This is a genomic window from Nitrosomonas sp. (assembly GCF_024282095.1).
In the GTDB taxonomy this organism is placed as follows: Bacteria; Pseudomonadota; Gammaproteobacteria; order Burkholderiales; family Nitrosomonadaceae; genus Nitrosomonas.
Genome location: NZ_JAMWZS010000025.1, coordinates 1 through 17,948, shown reverse-complemented (window position 1 = coordinate 17,948; position 17,948 = coordinate 1). Strand labels below are relative to the sequence as shown.

At 44.1% G+C, this 17,948-nt stretch carries 15 protein-coding genes and 2 tRNA genes; 2 read left to right on the top strand and 15 right to left on the bottom strand.

Features of this window, described 5'->3' with window-relative positions:
* Positions 1-3 precede the first annotated feature (3 nt).
* The 15 genes from purF to Q0K92_RS08505 form a co-directional block, all read right to left on the bottom strand.
* Positions 4-1,524, bottom strand: coding sequence for an amidophosphoribosyltransferase (purF, locus tag Q0K92_RS08575; protein WP_297325391.1), 1,521 nt, complete (start codon positions 1,522-1,524; stop codon positions 4-6).
* 141 nt (positions 1,525-1,665) lie between these two features.
* Positions 1,666-2,163 carry a CvpA family protein gene (locus Q0K92_RS08570; protein WP_297325390.1) on the bottom strand — a complete coding sequence of 166 codons (498 nt, stop codon included), beginning with the start codon at positions 2,161-2,163 and terminating at the stop codon, positions 1,666-1,668.
* A gap of 17 nt (positions 2,164-2,180) precedes the next feature.
* Positions 2,181-2,894: an SPOR domain-containing protein gene (locus Q0K92_RS08565; protein WP_297325389.1), complete on the bottom strand. Its 714-nt coding sequence runs from the start codon at positions 2,892-2,894 to the stop codon at positions 2,181-2,183.
* A 24-nt stretch (positions 2,895-2,918) separates the two neighbouring features.
* The gene (gene folC / locus Q0K92_RS08560) at positions 2,919-4,214 is read right to left on the bottom strand and encodes a bifunctional tetrahydrofolate synthase/dihydrofolate synthase (protein ID WP_297325388.1); all 1,296 of its coding nucleotides are present in this window, start codon (positions 4,212-4,214) and stop codon (positions 2,919-2,921) included.
* A 59-nt stretch (positions 4,215-4,273) separates the two neighbouring features.
* Complete coding sequence (gene accD / locus Q0K92_RS08555; RefSeq protein ID WP_297325387.1) at positions 4,274-5,143, bottom strand: acetyl-CoA carboxylase, carboxyltransferase subunit beta; 870 nt, start codon at positions 5,141-5,143, stop codon at positions 4,274-4,276.
* Positions 5,144-5,155: 12 nt separating this feature from the next.
* A complete protein-coding gene (gene trpA / locus Q0K92_RS08550) occupies positions 5,156-5,980 on the bottom strand; it encodes a tryptophan synthase subunit alpha (RefSeq protein WP_297325413.1) in 825 nt (274 codons plus the stop codon).
* A gap of 130 nt (positions 5,981-6,110) precedes the next feature.
* Positions 6,111-7,310 (bottom strand): tryptophan synthase subunit beta, encoded by a 1,200-nt coding sequence (gene trpB / locus Q0K92_RS08545; protein WP_297325386.1) that lies wholly within the window; start codon positions 7,308-7,310, stop codon positions 6,111-6,113.
* Positions 7,307-7,924: a phosphoribosylanthranilate isomerase gene (locus Q0K92_RS08540; RefSeq protein WP_297325385.1), complete on the bottom strand. Its 618-nt coding sequence runs from the start codon at positions 7,922-7,924 to the stop codon at positions 7,307-7,309. The genes trpB and Q0K92_RS08540 overlap by 4 nt, the downstream gene beginning before the upstream one ends.
* 17 nt (positions 7,925-7,941) lie before the next feature.
* Positions 7,942-8,739, bottom strand: a complete 798-nt coding sequence (gene truA, locus Q0K92_RS08535; RefSeq protein ID WP_297325384.1) for a tRNA pseudouridine(38-40) synthase TruA — start codon at positions 8,737-8,739, stop codon at positions 7,942-7,944.
* 64 nt (positions 8,740-8,803) lie between these two features.
* Positions 8,804-11,368: a FimV/HubP family polar landmark protein gene (locus Q0K92_RS08530; protein WP_297325383.1), complete on the bottom strand. Its 2,565-nt coding sequence runs from the start codon at positions 11,366-11,368 to the stop codon at positions 8,804-8,806.
* 169 nt (positions 11,369-11,537) lie between these two features.
* Positions 11,538-12,650: an aspartate-semialdehyde dehydrogenase gene (gene asd, locus Q0K92_RS08525; RefSeq protein WP_297325382.1), complete on the bottom strand. Its 1,113-nt coding sequence runs from the start codon at positions 12,648-12,650 to the stop codon at positions 11,538-11,540.
* A 153-nt stretch (positions 12,651-12,803) separates the two neighbouring features.
* Positions 12,804-13,865, bottom strand: a complete 1,062-nt coding sequence (gene leuB / locus Q0K92_RS08520; RefSeq protein WP_297325381.1) for a 3-isopropylmalate dehydrogenase — start codon at positions 13,863-13,865, stop codon at positions 12,804-12,806.
* 26 nt (positions 13,866-13,891) lie between these two features.
* On the bottom strand, positions 13,892-14,530 hold the full coding sequence (gene leuD / locus Q0K92_RS08515; RefSeq protein WP_297325380.1) for a 3-isopropylmalate dehydratase small subunit: 639 nt from the start codon (positions 14,528-14,530) through the stop codon (positions 13,892-13,894).
* 8 nt (positions 14,531-14,538) lie between these two features.
* The gene (leuC, locus tag Q0K92_RS08510; RefSeq protein WP_297325412.1) at positions 14,539-15,951 is read right to left on the bottom strand and encodes a 3-isopropylmalate dehydratase large subunit; all 1,413 of its coding nucleotides are present in this window, start codon (positions 15,949-15,951) and stop codon (positions 14,539-14,541) included.
* An 81-nt stretch (positions 15,952-16,032) separates the two neighbouring features.
* Positions 16,033-17,178 carry an MFS transporter gene (locus Q0K92_RS08505; RefSeq protein ID WP_297325379.1) on the bottom strand — a complete coding sequence of 382 codons (1,146 nt, stop codon included), beginning with the start codon at positions 17,176-17,178 and terminating at the stop codon, positions 16,033-16,035.
* A gap of 313 nt (positions 17,179-17,491) precedes the next feature.
* Here Q0K92_RS08505 and Q0K92_RS08500 point away from each other — a divergent pair.
* A tRNA-Gly gene (locus Q0K92_RS08500) sits at positions 17,492-17,566 on the top strand.
* Between the two features lie 106 nt (positions 17,567-17,672).
* A tRNA-Cys gene (locus Q0K92_RS08495) sits at positions 17,673-17,746 on the top strand.
* Positions 17,747-17,948: the final 202 nt, after the last annotated feature.

The window sequence follows — 17,948 nt, the reverse complement described above, 5'->3', positions numbered from 1 at the left end:
AAATTAATCAGAAATAACCAAACTTAAATCAAGTTGCGTATTAGATCTGGATTGCGCTAAGGAAGAGTGCGTATTGCGTTGTAACTCAATGGCGCGTAAGTATTCAGAGGTCACATCACCGGTAATGTAATTTCCATCGAAACAAGAGGTTTCGAAACTTTTGATAGATGGTGACACTTTTGAAACAGCGTGATTAAGTGCATCTAGGTCTTGAAAAACAAGGTAATCCGCGTCAATTTCACTACAAATTTCCTCGGTATTACGGTCTGTTGCAATCAATTCCTGACGTGTGGGCATATCGATACCATACACATTAGGATACCTAACGGGCGGTGCCGCGGAAGCAAAATAAATTTTATTTGCGCCTGCTTCACGGGCCATCTGGACAATTTCCCGGCTGGTAGTACCTCGTACGATTGAATCGTCAACCAGTAATACGTTTTTACCACGAAACTCAATGCTCATCGCGTTTAATTTTTGCCGTACCGATTTACGTCGTTGTTGTTGACCCGGCATAATGAAGGTGCGACCGACATAACGATTTTTGACAAAGCCTTCACGAAAATTAACGCCTAATCGATTAGCAAGTTGTAAGGCGCTGGGGCGACTTGAATCCGGTATTGGAATAACGACATCGATATCGAGGTGATGCATTGATCGCTTAATCTTTTCAGCGAGATGTTCCCCCATATTCAATCGCGTTTCATATACAGAAATACCGTCGATGACTGAATCAGGTCGGGCCAGATATACGTATTCAAAAATACAAGGATTCAGCGAATATTCTGTTGCGCATTGCTTACTGTAGAAATTGCCCGCTTCGTCAATAAAAATTGCCTCGCCAGGCGCCACATCACGAATAAGCTTGAAACCTAATGTATCCAGAGCGACACTTTCTGAAGCAATTAAATATTCATCACCCAACTCATTTTGAATACTACCGAATACTAAAGGCCGTATTCCATAAGGATCACGAAAAGCCAGTAACCCATAACCGGCAATCATCGCTATCACAGAGTAAGCGCCTCTGCACCGTTTATGCACACCGGCCACAGCAGAAAAAATCGTCTCAGGATCAAGCTGGTAGTTACGAGCACTCGCCTGTAATTCATGCGCAAGAACATTCAACAATACTTCAGAATCTGAATTGGTATTGACATGCCTCAGATCAGTCCTGAACAACTCTTGACTCAGTTGCTCAGCATTCGTTAGATTTCCATTGTGAGCTAATACAATACCAAACGGTGAATTCACATAAAAAGGCTGCGCCTCCGCGGAAGAACTTGCTGAACCTGCGGTAGGATAACGAACATGGCCGATGCCCATATTGCCGGCAAGTGCTCGCATATTTCTTGTGCGAAACACATCACGCACCAAACCGCACCCTTTATGCATGTGAAAAGTACTACCTTGTGCGGTTACTATACCGCTCGCATCCTGCCCGCGATGTTGCAGCATTAGCAGGCCATCATAAAGCAATTGATTAGCTGGTGATTGTGCAACGATGCCGAGAATTCCACACATAGAAATACTCCGTAAATTTTGCTCTCTTCAGCCTAAGACTCAGAATAAAATCCAAGACAAAAATAAAAACGCTTTATAGAAAACAATACACTACAAGCAAATATATTTAAAATTTTCTAATAGTTAATGATATTGAGAATTTTATTTTCTCTCATAACTAATACGCTTTGATAACTCGTTAGGTAACCAGGGTAAAACCTCCATTGCTATCGTTTCCAGGGGTCGGCTTAAAACAGCTTGTTGCCAGAAAACTTGATTGGGAATAGTCGTGAGTCCCGCCAGTAAAACTATTACCGTTACAATAATCAACGCCCTTAAGAAACCAAATACAGAACCCAGTAACCGATCTATAAATCCCAGTCCGATGCCTTTAATCAATGCGGACAACAACATTGTTATCAAGGCCGTTACAAGCAATACCGAAAGAAATGCCAAAACAAATGCAAGTGAGAATCTTAATGTCTCCTCAGCGATTTCAGCAGGAAGAAATTGCTCAAAATAAGAAGCGTAGGCTCCGGCAACTATGAACGCCACTATCCAACCTGCTACAGATAGTGTTTCTCGAACAAATCCTCTGATAATACTTAAAACAATCGATACAAGAAAAATTCCGAAAATGATGTAATCAAAAACAGTCATTATTTAATGAGCAACATCTATTTGGAAGTGATAACACCATCAAATCCAAGTTTTTTTAACTTTTTTAATTCACTTTCAGCTGTATTACGCGTCGTAAATGATCCAATTCGTACACGCGTCACTTCAGCACTCCCGGTTTTAAGTGTTTCGGTATATGCTTTGAATCCATTGAATACCAGATTCTCAACCTGTTGCTTAGCTTTCAATTGATCAGAAAATGCACCAAGCTGTATCACAAACCCTTTTGATACATCTGCAGTTGCTGTTGTGCTGGCACCGGTTGCAGTACTTGTGCTTGCATTGCTCGCAGCATTTACAGTGCTTGCAGCCGCCACAGGTGCACTTTTAGTTTCAGCTAAATGCCTGCTATCAATCTTCGGCTTAATACCTGGAATCGGGATACGTTTTCGCACGCCCAACAATTCTGTTGCTTCTTCAAAGTCCGGTTGGTTAATTTTAGATTTATCTTGTAATTCAGATGAAGAATCAAACTCGGATGTTTCACGCCCGGTTAACTCTTCTTTTGGTGGCAATGCAGCATTCGTTCTGGCACTTTTACTCGGTGTCGGTAAATTAATCGCAATTTCATGCTGCTCATTTTCAGGTTTAGGCTCATCAAAGATGATTGGCAGCACAATTACAGAGAAGATTACTAAAACAATTGCACCAACCAAGCGTCTTCTGGCTCGTTTTCTTAGTAACAGTTCTTCTTCGCTGATATTTTTAGTCATTTGAAATATCCGATTATCGCTTACTCAAAGCGTGTTCACATAGCGCAACACGTCACTCACCGTATAGAAAGATCCAAATACGCAAATTCTATCATTTTTAGTCGCTTGTTCACAGGCAAAAACAAACGCCGCCACACAGTCCTGAAATTGATGAACGCGCTGCTCATCACTTGAAATACCCGCTTTATGAAGCTCATTGATTAAATAATCTGCTGTAGCAGCACGTGAAGAATGGATCGTTGCTACCAACCAGCAATCAATATCATTTTTTAATTGCTGAATAACACCATAAATATCTTTATCTTGCAGCATGGCAAATACCGCATAAGTTCGTCCCATCGGTTTCGTAGCGGCCAAATTTTTAGACAAAACGGAAGCCGCACTGGGATTATGTGCCACATCCAGAATGATCATCGGTTGCGTTGAAACCATCTGAAATCTGCCAGGTATAACCGCTTCAATTAAACCTTGGCGAACATCCTTCATGCTGACAGGCAGTAGCTCATGCAGTGTATCCAATGCGGTCAGGCAGGTACTCGCATTTTGCAATTGCTTTTCACCGCGTAAAGCGGGAAAAGGTAAAGAATATCGCCACCCCTTCGGCCCCCAGAAATCCCACTGCGCATCTTTTTTTGAGAAACCAAATTGTTTAGTCAATTGAAGAAAGTTGGCACCGGTATTCTCTATCTGCTGATGAACGGAATCCGGCAAATCAATTTCCGCACAAATCGCCGGTTTATCCTTTCTAAAAATCGCTGCTTTCTCAAAGCCTATTTTTTCCCGTGTATCGCCGAGATAATCCATATGATCAAGATCAATGCTGGTCAAAATTGCACAATCAGCATCAAATATATTCACAGCATCGAGGCGACCACCCAGGCCAACTTCCAGAATCGCTACATCAACACGCGCCTGAACAAACAAATCCACAGCAACCAATGTACCGAATTCAAAAAAAGTTAATGACGTATGACAACCTTTCCTGGCAGCATCTATTCGCTCAAATGAGTGACAGAGTGTTTCATCGTCAATTTCTTTCTTATCAATCCGGATGCGCTCGTTATAGCGCAGCAAATGCGGTGAAGTATAACAACCTACTGTATAGCCGGCACAATGGAGTATCGATTCCAGCATTGTGCAAACCGAACCCTTACCATTGGTACCACCCACCATGATGATCGGAAATCCGGGCATTAGTCCAAGTGCCAATCGAACCTGATTTACACGCTCCAATCCCATTTCAATGGTTTTTGGGTGAAGCGCTTCAAGATAAGTCAACCAATCAGCGAGCGAGTCAGACTGTCTACTTGGAGCATCCATTTAATATGAATGATTACTCGTTGATAAATGGTAAAAAATGTTAGGTTTTAATATCGGAACTAAGATACAGGTGCAGGGATACGCATCAATTGCGTACAAAGATTGACGATTTTATCGCGCATTTGCCGTCGATCTACGATCATATCGATCGCGCCATGCTGCAATAGAAATTCAGCGCGCTGAAAACCTTCCGGAAGCGTTTGCCGGACTGTTTGCTCAATAACGCGTGGACCGGCAAAGCCAATCAGTGCGCCGGGCTCCGCAATGACTACGTCACCAATAAAGGCAAAGCTTGCTGAAACCCCCCCCATGGTAGGATCGGTCAGGACGGATATAAAAGGCAATTTGTTATGGCTTAATCGTGTCAAAGCAGCGGTTGTTTTAGCCATTTGCATCAGTGAAAACAAACCTTCCTGCATGCGTGCACCACCGCTGGCACTAAAGCAAATGAAAGGCAAATGGTGATCAATACAGGTTCTAACGCCACGTATAAAACGCTCGCCCACCACAGAACCCATGGAACCGCCCATAAAACCAAATTCAAACACGGCAGCAACGACGGGAATGGTTTTGATAGTTCCTTGCATGACCACCAAAGAATCACTTTCATCAGTACTTTCTTTTGCTTGCGTCAAGCGATCCACGTAGCGCTTGCTATCTTTGAATTTCAACGCATCGGTGGCAATCACTTCGGCACCAATCTCACGTCGATCTTTGGGATCAAGCAATTGATCAAGGCGGTTTCTTGCAGAAATGCGATTATGAAAATCACATTTCGGGCAGACATTCAGGTTCTTGGCCAAATCCGTGTAATATAAAACAGCTTCACAGGTGCTGCATTTACTCCACAAACCTTCCGGCACTATTTTCTTTTCACCGGCTTCTTTTCTTTTAATTTTTGGCGGAATGATATTCTGAAACCAACTCATAAGTGTCGTTTCCTAAACTGTGGGTTGAGTATTATTTTCGTTGTCATCGATAGCTTTACGTAGCGAGTTCAGCAAGTTTCCAACATTATCGAGCAGTTCTGCATCAGAAGATTTCTCAATTTCCTCAATGATCCGGCTGCCGACCACCACCGCATCCGCCAAGCCCGCCACTGCTTTGGCAGTTGCGCCATCACGAATACCGAATCCGACACCAATCGGTAATGAAATATAATTACGCAGCTGCGCCAACATCGCACTCACCTCCTGAAGATCAAGATGTGATGCGCCCGTTACTCCTTTTAACGAAACATAATAAATATAGCCTTTGGCCATTTTCGCCACTTGCTCAATACGCTGTTGAGGCGTTGTGGGAGACAGCAAAAAGATTGCATCAATCTCCTGTTGATCCAGACATTGGACCCACTCGCCTGATTCTTCAGGCGGGTAATCAACGATTAAAACACCATCGACGCCACATTCTTTCGCTTTGATTGCAAACGCTGCATAACCCATTGCTTCAACAGGATTTGCATAGCCCATCAGAACCACGGGAGTGTTCGTGTCTATTTTCCTGAATTCCGCCACCATACCAAATACATCATTCAGGCTGACGTGATGTTTCAAGGCGCGCTCTGAAGATCTCTGTATCGTTGGCCCGTCTGCCATCGGATCTGAAAAAGGCACGCCCAGCTCAAGAATATCAGCGCCCGATTGTACAAGCCGGTGCATCAGTTGTACGGTGATTCCCGGATTAGGATCACCCGCCGTAATAAATGGTATGAGCGCCTTGCGATTTTGTTTTTTTAATGCGGCGAATGTCTTGGCAATACGATTCATTTTTTTAGCATCATCTTGCCCACTAAAAAAATTCAGTAAATTCTTAATACTATCTAGGCTCATCTGCTCAATCCGATCTCAATTCTTTTCAGGAAATTAAATATAAATAGCACTTTTATTTGTTAGGCTACTAAAGGGTTAAGCCGGACATTTGCGCAACAGTAGCCATATCCTTATCACCCCGACCGGACAGATTAACCAGCAGCAATTTATCTTTAGGCAATGTCGGTGCATATTTGGCAGCATAAGCCAGTGCATGACTTGATTCTAACGCCGGCATGATACCTTCATAGCGACACAGTGTATGGAATGCCTCTAATGCTTCATCATCAGTGATCGCAACATATTCAGCACGCCCACAATCTTTAAGCCAGGCATGCTCGGGCCCTACCCCGGGATAATCAAGACCGGCTGAAATTGAATGTGTCTCAATAATCTGACCATTCTCATCCTGGATAAGGTAGGTGCGGTTTCCGTGTAAAACACCAGGTCTTCCCGTCGACAAGGTCGCCGCGTGTTGATTTGTATCAATGCCTTTTCCCGCCGCTTCCACGCCAATCAACCGAACGTTGACGTCATCAATATACGGATAGAATAAGCCGATTGCATTGGATCCGCCACCGACACAGGCAATCAGCGCATCCGGTTGTCGACTAAAATCTTCTTGCATTTGCACTTTGGCTTCATTCCCAATGATCGCCTGAAAATCCCGCACCATCATGGGATATGGGTGCGGTCCGGCAACGGTGCCAATGATATAAAAAGTGTTTTCAACATTGGTAACCCAGTCACGCATCGCTTCGTTCAGTGCATCTTTTAATGTTCGGGATCCCGATTCCACCGGCACGACAGTCGCCCCCAAAAGCTTCATGCGGTAGACATTGGTGGCCTGGCGTCTCACATCTTCAGAGCCCATATAAACAACGCATTCCATACCATAGCGTGCGGCTACCGTAGCGCTGGCTACACCATGCTGGCCCGCACCAGTTTCTGCAATGACACGTTTTTTACCCATGCGCCGTGCAAGCAGCGCCTGCCCGATCGTATTATTTATTTTATGCGCACCAGTATGATTCAAATCCTCACGCTTCAACAATATCTGGGCGCCGCCCAAATGTTCAGACCATCTTTTGGCATGATAGATCGGACTGGGACGTCCCACATAATGCTTTAATTCATAAGCAAACTCTGCCTGAAAATCGGGATCGTTACTATAATATTCATACTGTTTTCGTAAATCTTCCAGTGCAGAAATTAATGTTTCAGCAACAAAAATGCCTCCATAAGGACCGAAATGGCCATCTTTACTGGGAAGGTCATAAGCACTCACAATTGTCTAACTCCTTGCATGAAAGCAAAAATTTTTTCTTCATCTTTAATACCTTTGGATGCTTCCACGCCACTTGAAACATCAACTGCCCACGGTTGGGTTTGTTTGATTGCCATTGCCACATTATGCGGATTTAAGCCACCGGAAAGTATAAGCGGCAGTGGCAGATGTTGTGGAATCAACTGCCAATCAAATGCATGGCCTGTACCGCCGGGCATATCGGCAGCATATGTATCAAGCAATAATCCACTCGCTGTATTATAACGCTCGGCATATTGTAGCAAATCCGTGTCTTGTTTGACTCTAATCGCTTTAATATAAGGTTGGGAAAATTGATTGCAAAACTCCGGTGTTTCATCACCATGAAATTGCAGCAGATTTAGTTTGGCAACTCGAGCGGTTTCTTCCACCCAGGCAGCATCCGGGTCAACATAAACACCGACTGTACAAACGAAAGGCGGTATATGTGCCGCAATCCGGTGCGCTGAATCCGGATCAATATAGCGCGCACTGTGCGGCCAGAAGACAAAACCGATTGCATCGACACCACATCGAATCGCTGTGTTTGCATCTTCATACCGTGTAATACCACACACTTTCACGCGCACTGACATTTAAGCAACAATCTTCTTTATGAAATTAATGATATGCCTGGGATCAATGGAGCTTCGGCTAATTCCGGCATGCACCAGTCGTCATGATATTTCACACCGGCCAGATATAGGCCTGCAGCAGAAAAAGTCGGTGCTGCGCACGTCCGATTGCAATTTTCCAACAATTCATACATCCATTCAGGAGGATACTTTCCTTTACCGATATAAACAAGGCAACCGATAATATTTCTTACCATATGCTGCAAAAATGCATTGGCGCGCAAATCAAAAACGAAAAGATTTCCTTGGCGAGTAATATGTAATTGCGTCATTGTTCGTATCGGGGATTTTGCCTGACATTCGGCTGCCCGGAAAGCGGAAAAATCATGCTCACCGATTAAAATATTCCCTGCGGATTGCATTCTCTCCAGCTCCAGCGGCACATGATGCCACCCGACCTTGTGATGATGAATGCCCGGCCTAACCGGCTGATTCAGTAACAAATACAGATAGCGCCGCTCGAGTGCACTATATCTCGCGTGAAACGCATCGGATACTTCAGTCGCCCACAAAATAGCAATATCATTGGGTAAGAATGCATTGACACCCCGCACCCATGCACTGAGAGGGCGTTGCACCGCGGTATCGAAATGTACTACTTGATACAATGCATGAACGCCGGTATCGGTGCGCCCGGCGGTAATGACACGAATTTTTTCTTTTGCTATCGCAGATAAAGCCGCTTCAAGTGCGTCTTGGATGGAACAACTTTGAGGCTGACTCTGCCATCCGCAGTAGCGGCCACCATCATACTCTAGGACAAGGGCTATGCGCACAAATCAAAAACCGCCGCTTCAAACTGTTGAATATCCCATGTCACTATGCAGAGAATGTTCATCATTACAAACTCTTTAACAATTTTCTTGCCACTTTCTTTTGCTTTGTATCACCATCACGAATAACTTCTTCGAGCATTTCTTTGGCGCCTTCTTTATCATCCATTTCCTGATAAGCTTTTGCCAAATCTAATTTGGTTTCAACTTCTTGCCACTGCTCACTTTTCTCATTCAAACCCGATGCTTGATCCTTTTTATCAACTGCGTCTGAATCTTCGATATCCAGATCAATATCAGCCAATCCAAGCTCCGGTACATGCGGCACTGGCTCTGACCGCTTGGTATTATCTGTAGATTCCTGATACTGATCAAAATCCAAGGCTTCATCCATTAGCTCAGATGCATTAAAATCATTATTACCCGATCTGGATCCAGCATTTATTTTAGGTATTTCGATTTCATTGGCAGATTCTTCCTCTGCTAAATCGATATCTGAATGCGTAAATTCAAACGCTACTGAATCGTCTTTTTCCGACGCTCTATCTTCAAAATCTATCGGATCCAAAGCATGTTTTGAATCGTCAAGATCAACTTCTAATTCGTAATCTGAAGCGTTAATTTCTTCTTGTAAGCTTTCAGGATCATCTGATAATTCAATTTTATCTTTAGCATCATGAACTGCAGCAAGAGATTGTTCTTTAGTTACATCTTGATCAATCTCGTGCGCTTCATCCGTTAAATCAAAGTCAATTTTTTTCTCAGAATCTGCAGAGCTATAATCATCTCCAGAATCAATTGGTTGATTTCTGTCTTCTGAAAAATCCTCTTCCAAATTCAGATTGATTGCTTGATGATTTGATTGTGCGTCATCAGTCGACACTTCATTTTCATCCGATAACTCTGAAGTAAATCTAGCTTCTGATTCGGATTCCTTAATTTGTTCAGTATGTTCTTCGTAAGAAGTCGAGCCTTTATCAAATCTATCGCCATATCCCTCGCTTTCAGGATAAGAATTCATATTCTCGTAGGTTAAATCATCCTTTTCATGCTCAGAAAACGTATGATTGATTTCGGTCGCAGGGATAGCTTGTGCAGCAGCCATTGAGGCCATCCTTGATTGCATTGCGGAAGAAAAATCAGTACTCCTTTCATCTAATTCATTTTCTTCTTCCGACTGACTGCGGCGCTTTTTAAGATACAGCAACACCGCCAGCAATACCAAAATTGAAGCAGCGCCAATGTATTCGATATTTCCAACTATCTGATCAGTCAGCGAATCACCCTCGGTTTCTTGCGGTGATTGCGATTCTGTGTTTGTTTTTATCGTTGTTTCATTGACAGGCTGAACTACCGGAGCTTTTTGCTCTGGTACCTGCGAAGAACCGATATCCGGTTTAGCGCCGCTCTCAGGTACAGCACTAATAGGCTCTGCCGAGCGTACTTCCGGTTTGAGCTCAATCTTGGTACCAGTGCCCGCTTTTATTTGCGCCTGGGCCAAAACAGAATCCTTCAATTCCAATAACTGTTTCAAATTATCGATGCTTTTTTCCAGCATGGCTACACGCTCATTTGCTTCCTTCAACGCCAGATTTCGTGCAATGGCATCTTCTTCCATCATACGCAGGCGATCTACTAAAGCGGATTCAGGCATCTGGCCATCTTTATCCGCCAGTTGAGCACCACTCGATAAGCGCAATACTTCTTTGGCAGATTCACGAGTTGAAGCCGATTTTTTATCAATACTTGTTGTAATCTTCCCTTGATCAGACTGCCGGATATTGGCAGATGGTGATTCACTATGGATTGCTGCTATTTTGCTTTGATAATTATGCCAATCCGCAACCTGCATCCTAATTTCAGTTCTTGCAGTTGATGCATCGATCGCCGCAGCCTCATTTTTTTCAGGTATTTTTAGCACTGCGCCTACCCTGAGTAAATTCATATTGTTTGCAATGAAAGCATCACGGTTTGCACGATAGAGTGCCACAAGCATCTGATTAAGATCGACACCTGCAGGTAAAACCTGGCGTGCAATCGACGATAGCGTATCGCCCCGAATTACCGGTCCATAGGTATCAATGGCTTGATTCGTAGAACGAGTTGCTTGCTTAGGCGAAGCTTTTCCTGGTCGATTTTTCTTAACGTCAGGCGTTCTTTCTACATTTTTCTGCGTTGTATTTGCTACCGGAATCGGGCTAACCTTGGGTGCAGCGATATCTTGTGCATTTACTTCAACTGGATCAAGCAAGACGGCATATTCACGTAATATACGTCCTGCAGCCCAATTCAATTCCACCAATATATTGAGAAATGGATCATTAACAGCCTGGGGGGAGGCAAGTTTAATAAATGGACTGCCATCTGTTCTTGATTCTATAGAAACTCTAATAGTCGAAAAATTAGGCTCGTAATTAATACCTGCCTGAGCAAAAGCTTCTCGAGTTGCAATGCTAGCTTTTAGAGATGAAACTTCATCGCGGTTGGTGGTAACAATGTCGATTTCAGCATTCAGTGGTTGTCCCAGTGCTGAATTGAGTGTCAACTTACCGAGACCCGCTGCATGAATAGCGGTCCAAGGTAACATCAGAATGATTACAAACAAGCTTACTCTAAAAGAAGTTTTATACACTGAGATACCCTCTTTAGTTCTTTGAAAATAAATACCGGCAGGCGAGCATTGTAAGATAATCACATAAATTGAGATTATGCTTAGAATCAGGTTAATTCATTTCAGAAAACCCTTGATTACTCATAACATGCTACCAACCAATTTGGAAAACTGGAGATTATGAACACGTTTAATGTTCAATCAGTATACGTAACATTCTTCGCAATGGCTCCGCAGCTCCCCATAGCAGCTGGTCGCCTACTGTAAAAACTGATAGATATTCCCCGCCCATCGCCAATTTACGTAAGCGACCTACCGGTATCGATAATGACCCGGTTACGGCGGTAGGTGTTAATCTTGAAGTAGTCGCCCCTCGCTCATTAGGAACAACGTGTACCCAATCATTCGAACTGGCGATAATTTCTTCAATTTCATCCAGTGGCACATCTTGTTTTAATTTTATCGTCAAAGCTTGGCTATGGCATCGCATTGCACCAACACGTACGCAGATTCCATCCACCGGTATCTGCCGATCACTTCTTCCAAGAATTTTATTGGTTTCCGCTTGACCTTTCCATTCTTCACGACTCTGCCCATTGGCTACCTCTTTATCAATCCATGGAATCAAGCTACCCGCCAACGGTACACCAAAATTTTCTGTTGGAAATTTCTTATCGCGCAACGTGCCGGCCACTTCACGATCAATATCCAAAATATTCGAAGCCGGATCATCCAGCAAATCTTTTGCAACTCTATGGGCTTCACCCATCTGCTGCAGCAATTCACGCATATTTTTTGCTCCGGCACCCGATGCAGCCTGATAGGTCATGGCACTCATCCATTCCACCATCCCTTTTTCAAACAGGCCGCCAACCGCCATTAGCATCAAACTTACCGTGCAATTGCCACCGATGTAATTTTTCACGCCATCATGCAATGCTTGTTTGATCACAGGCATATTGACCGGATCCAGTATGATAACAGCATCATCCTCCATACGTAACGCTGATGCTGCATCTATCCAGTATCCTTGCCATCCGGATTGACGCAATTGTTTAATCACTTGATTCGTATAATCACCACCCTGGCACGAAATAATGACATCCATTGCACTCAGCTGAGCGATGTCAAAGGCATCTTTTAAAGGTGGAATTTCCTTGCCAATTTCAGGACCTGTGCCACCTTTTTGAGACGTTGTAAAAAAAACAGGGTCTATCAAAGAAAAATCTGCTTCTTCGCGCATTCTCTGCATTAATACGGAGCCGACCATTCCACGCCAGCCAACAAAGCCAACTTGTTTCATTGCTTTTCTCTTATCCTAAAATTGACAATCGGTTATCAAATAAAAAACACCGCATAAATATTAGCTTACTTTACAAATCGATAACAAATGATTAATACATGAAATTCACCTTAATTCTCTATCATTTCATGAACTCACTATTCGGAATGCACTTCACATCATTGACAATACCGCATCACCCATTGCTGTTGTACCAACGGACTTCATACCCGGCTCATCAATATCTTTTGTTCTGTAACCCAGCGCCAGAACCTTCTTAACAGCATTTTCTATCCGCTGCGCCGCATCTTCCTGATTAAATGTGTAGCGTAACATCATGGCAACCGACAACATTGTTGCAAGTGGATTAGCCAGATCCTTTCCAGCGATATCCGGTGCGGAACCATGAATCGGTTCGTACAAACCTTTATTATTTTCATCCAGAGAAGCGGAAGGCAGCATTCCAATGGATCCCGTTAACATCGAGGCTTCATCAGATAAAATATCACCAAACATATTTCCGGTAACGATGACATCAAATTGCTTAGGATTACGAACCAATTGCATCGCGGCGTTATCGACCAGCATGTGTGAAAGTGTCACTTGTGGGTACTCTTTTGATACTTCGATGATGACATCACGCCATAATTGCGTACATTCCAATACATTCATCTTATCAACAGAACACAACTTACCATGCCGTTTGCTGGCAGCTTTAAAAGCCACATGTGCGATGCGCCGTATTTCTGCTTCGCTGTATATCATCGTATTAAATCCGACACGCTGACCGTCACGTATTTCGATTCCGCGCGGCTCGCCAAAATAAATGTCGCCAGTGAGTTCACGCACAATCATGATATCGAGACCGGCAACTACGTCATATTTCAGGCTCGAAGCATTAGCCAGTTCCGGGTAGAGAATCGCCGGCCGCAAATTGGCAAACAAATTAAGCGCTTTGCGAATAGCAAGCAGACCTCTTTCAGGACGCTGCTGGCGCGGCAGAGTGTCATATTGCGGACCGCCTACAGCGCCTAACAGAACTGCATCCGCTTGACTGGCCAATCGATGCGTTGCCTCAGGATAGGGTTCCCCGGTTGCATCGACTGCACAGCCCCCAATCAGTCCATATTCCAACTCAACAGCCAAGCCGTCTGCTTTTAAAACATTCAGCACCCGCACAGCTTGTGCAATAATTTCCGGCCCAATGCCGTCGCCTGCCAAAACAGCAATTCTCATAATATCCTAACTTTCAGCGATGTCATTCACATAAACAGCCAAGGCTGTTCAGTACGCCTTTTTTGTTCAAATTGTTTGATTTTTTCTGTGTGTTGCAAGGTCAAACCAATTTCATCCAAACCGTTCACCAGACAATGCTTGCGAAAGGCATCGACAGCAAAACTGAATGCTTCATTTTTGGGCGTAATGACGGTTTGTTTCTGTAGATCGACGGTAAGACGGTATCCTACGGTTGATTTTACTTCTTCAAACAAATGGTCCAATACTGCCGCGTCCAGAATGATCGGCAATAAACCAATTTTGAAGCAATTATTAAAAAATATGTCCGCAAAACTGGGGGCGATAATGACACGAAAACCATAATCTTGGAGCGACCACGGCGCATGCTCCCGACTCGATCCGCAACCAAAATTTGCACGTGCCAGCAATATCTGCGCACCTTGATAACGCGGCTGATTCAATACGAACTCCGGATTCAACCTCCGCTGAGCCGGATCCATGCCGGGCTCCCCGTGATCCAGATAACGCCACTCATCAAATAAATTTTGGCCAAAACCCGAGCGTTTGATTGATTTAAGAAATTGTTTTGGAATGATGGCATCGGTATCCACATTTGCACGATCCAGTGGTGCCACCAAGCCAGTAACCGTATGAAATTTTTCCATTGATTGTGTTATCCGCCTATTTCACGCACATCGACAAAATGTCCGGCGATGGCAGCCGCCGCAGCCATTGCCGGGCTGACCAGATGCGTTCTGCCGCCAGGTCCCTGTCTGCCTTCAAAATTACGATTCGAGGTCGAAGCGCATCGCTCACCGGCCGTCAAGCGATCGTCATTCATGGCCAGGCACATGGAACATCCGGGTTCACGCCATTCAAATCCTGCCGCCAGAAAAATTTGATCCAGCCCTTCTCGCTCGGCTTGTTTCTTAACCAAGCCTGAGCCGGGCACAACCAGCGCTTGCTTGATATTAACCGCAATATGTTTTCCTTTGACAACGTGCGCAGCTGCACGTAAATCTTCAATACGCGAGTTCGTACAGGAACCGATAAATATCTTGTCGAGAGTAATCTGCTGAATCGGTGTATTGGCATGCAAGCCCATATAGTTCAACGCTTGCTGCATATCATGGCGCTTCACTTCATCGCTAATCAACGCAGGATCGGGCACCGCACCATCAATCGTTGTCACCATTTCAGGTGATGTTCCCCAAGTCACCTGCGGTTTGATTTGCGCAGCATCTAAAGCTACTGTCCGGTCAAAAATCGCATCGGTATCACTATGGAGTGTTCTCCAATAGGCAACCGCCTTATCCCATAATTCCCCTCGTGGCGCGAAAGGCCGTCCTTTGATGTAGTCGATCGTCGTATCATCAACGGCCACCATACCGGCACGCGCACCGGCTTCAATCGCCATATTACACAGCGTCATACGTCCTTCCATCGATAACGCACGGATGGCGCTACCCGCAAATTCAATCGCATAACCGGTCCCGCCGGCTGTACCAATTTCACCGATGATTGCCAAAGCGATATCCTTAGCGGTAATCCCCAAACCCAATTTGCCCTCAACAGAAATGCGCATGGCTTTGGATTTTTTCATCAATAAACACTGCGTCGCCAATACATGTTCGACCTCTGAAGTGCCGATACCAAATGCCAGACAACCGAACGCACCGTGTGTACTAGTGTGCGAGTCGCCACAAACAACCGTCATGCCGGGCAATGTTGCACCTTGCTCAGGACCAATGACATGCACAATACCTTGACGCAAATCCTGCATCTTGAATTCGGTAATCCCCAATTCATCGCAATTCTGATCCAGCGTATCGACTTGCAAACGAGAAATGGGATCATGAATACCATGACTGCGATCGGTCGTCGGCACATTATGATCCGCAACTGCAAGAATGGAATCAAGACGCCAGGGTTTCCTGCCGGCCAGCTTCAGACTTTCAAATGCTTGCGGACTGGTCACTTCGTGCACCAGATGGCGGTCAATATAGATCAATGTCATGCTATCCGGCTCGGCAGATTCAGCATGCACTACATGTTGGTTCCAAAGCTTGTCGTATAGCGTTTGCATCATACAAATTTAAAAATCGGGTTAACGCGCAATTATCCCATAAAGTTTACTGATTCAACAAACTCAGCACGTTATATTGTATTAATTATTGAACGATTTCATTTTCCATGCGATTAAAATCAAACCGATTGAAGCTGCAACAGCACTGATAAAGAAAGTTACATCCGCACCTAACCAATCCCAGGTATACCCGCTAAATACCGATCCCAAAGCCCCACCCAATCCATAAGCAATACCGGTATAAATCGCCTGGCCTTTCGCTTGATGGCGACCTTGAAAGAATTGATGGATCGCCATCATCGCCGCAATATGATGCGCGCCATAAGTTGCTGCATGTAGAATCTGCGCAAGAATAATAATGATCGGCCATTCAACGCCTTGTCCAATCATCAGAAATCGCAGGATGGCGCACGCAAAACTGAAAATTAATATGTGTTTTAAACTAAAGTGCCGCATCAGCCACGGCATAATAAAAAAAATGGCAATTTCACAAGCAACGCCGGCGGCCCATAATAATCCAACAAATCCTTTATCATAGCCGTGCTCAACCAAATAAATTGAGAAAAACGTATAGTAAGCGCCATGCGCAAACAACATTAAGAAACTGGAAAGTAAAAAGGCCATCACTGCCGGGCGCATGCAAATCTGCCTTACCGAATGAAGTCCGGTGGCATAATTGATGATTTCCTTTTCAGGAATTTGATAAGAAAAAATCACAATACCAAGTTTAAGCACCAGCACAATCCAAAGCAGCCAACCAATTTCCACGCTTTCCAAGAGATAGCCGATACCGATCACTGCCACAACAAATCCGACCGAACCCCATGAGCGGATACGTCCATATTTGTCCGTGTAGTCCCCCAAATGAGACAACGTAATCGCTTCCATCAATGGCAAAGATGCGCTCCAAAAGAAGCTCATCAACAACATGACAAAAAATATCCAGGCAAAAGATTCACCCCAGAAAAACCCGCAGAAGCTTAAAAAGCCACTGACAGCGGCAACCTGAACTACTCGAACACGTTTACCCGTATGATCCGCCAACCAACCCCAAACAGCCGGTGAGAAAATACGCGTAACCAGCAGTAATGACATCAACACGCCAATCTGCAGCGCATTAAATGACAGCGATTGCAGATATAGACTCCAATACGGTGCAAATGCACCAACAAAAGCAAAATAAAAGAAATAAAAACCGGAAAGACGCCAATAAGGAAGTAAGTGCATAAAATAAACTAATTGACGCTGTAACGATAAAGAATTGTAGATTTGGCGGTGCTATTAGATTTGGGATTTAGCTGAAAATAGGCATGTAAAAACCAATCATTATCTCAAAACCATCTTGGCATTAATTTTACAAGAAGTGAGAAAATTATTTTGTAAGATTAGCGGTAATAAAACGAGGGATTCAATCAATTCTATTTTGATCTATTATTTGCATCAAGAATTATCAGCCTGCATTTCTTGACAAAACGTACAGCATCACTATAATCCACCCTTTGTTTCCAAAGTGGCATAAGTCGCACAGGAACTTCATATTGCGGGAATAGCTCAGTGGTAGAGCACAACCTTGCCAAGGTTGGGGTCGCGAGTTCGAGCCTCGTTTCCCGCTCCATTTTCAGAATAAAATGACTCTTATGAAATACATTTTAATTGTCGGAATAAAATAGCTTCCAACAAAATTTATTCATATAGTTTTTATCTGATAGTTATGTACTCATGGCGGGGTGGCAGAGTGGTCATGCAGCGGCCTGCAAAGCCGTCTACGCCGGTTCGATTCCGACCCCCGCCTCCACATCTTCCACACAAATCCGAAGCAATCCACGAAACGCAATAATTAAGCCGTTCTAAAATAAACTCCATTCCGCAGCAATCCAGAATATTCCGTTAGAAGCCAGTAAAAAGTGTGGTAATTTTTTCAGCACCTTAAAAGAGTTACCGGTAATCAGAATACGTGGATTACCTGGTCAATTCTTGATCGGCATCGACAAAATAAG

Bases quoted from the DNA above. Each gene is read 5' to 3' on its own strand.
- purF (WP_297325391.1), bottom strand. From the start codon at position 1,524: ATGTGTGGAATTCTCGGCATCGTTGCACAATCACCAGCTAATCAATTG.
- Q0K92_RS08505 (WP_297325379.1), bottom strand. From the start codon at position 17,178: ATGCACTTACTTCCTTATTGGCGTCTTTCCGGTTTTTATTTCTTTTAT.
- Q0K92_RS08565 (WP_297325389.1), bottom strand. From the start codon at position 2,894: ATGACTAAAAATATCAGCGAAGAAGAACTGTTACTAAGAAAACGAGCC.
- leuC (WP_297325412.1), bottom strand. From the start codon at position 15,951: ATGCAAACGCTATACGACAAGCTTTGGAACCAACATGTAGTGCATGCT.
- accD (WP_297325387.1), bottom strand. From the start codon at position 5,143: ATGAGTTGGTTTCAGAATATCATTCCGCCAAAAATTAAAAGAAAAGAA.
- leuD (WP_297325380.1), bottom strand. From the start codon at position 14,530: ATGGAAAAATTTCATACGGTTACTGGCTTGGTGGCACCACTGGATCGT.
- trpA (WP_297325413.1), bottom strand. From the start codon at position 5,980: ATGAATCGTATTGCCAAGACATTCGCCGCATTAAAAAAACAAAATCGC.
- folC (WP_297325388.1), bottom strand. From the start codon at position 4,214: ATGGATGCTCCAAGTAGACAGTCTGACTCGCTCGCTGATTGGTTGACT.
- asd (WP_297325382.1), bottom strand. From the start codon at position 12,650: ATGAAACAAGTTGGCTTTGTTGGCTGGCGTGGAATGGTCGGCTCCGTA.
- leuB (WP_297325381.1), bottom strand. From the start codon at position 13,865: ATGAGAATTGCTGTTTTGGCAGGCGACGGCATTGGGCCGGAAATTATT.
- Q0K92_RS08540 (WP_297325385.1), bottom strand. From the start codon at position 7,924: ATGTCAGTGCGCGTGAAAGTGTGTGGTATTACACGGTATGAAGATGCA.
- Q0K92_RS08570 (WP_297325390.1), bottom strand. From the start codon at position 2,163: ATGACTGTTTTTGATTACATCATTTTCGGAATTTTTCTTGTATCGATT.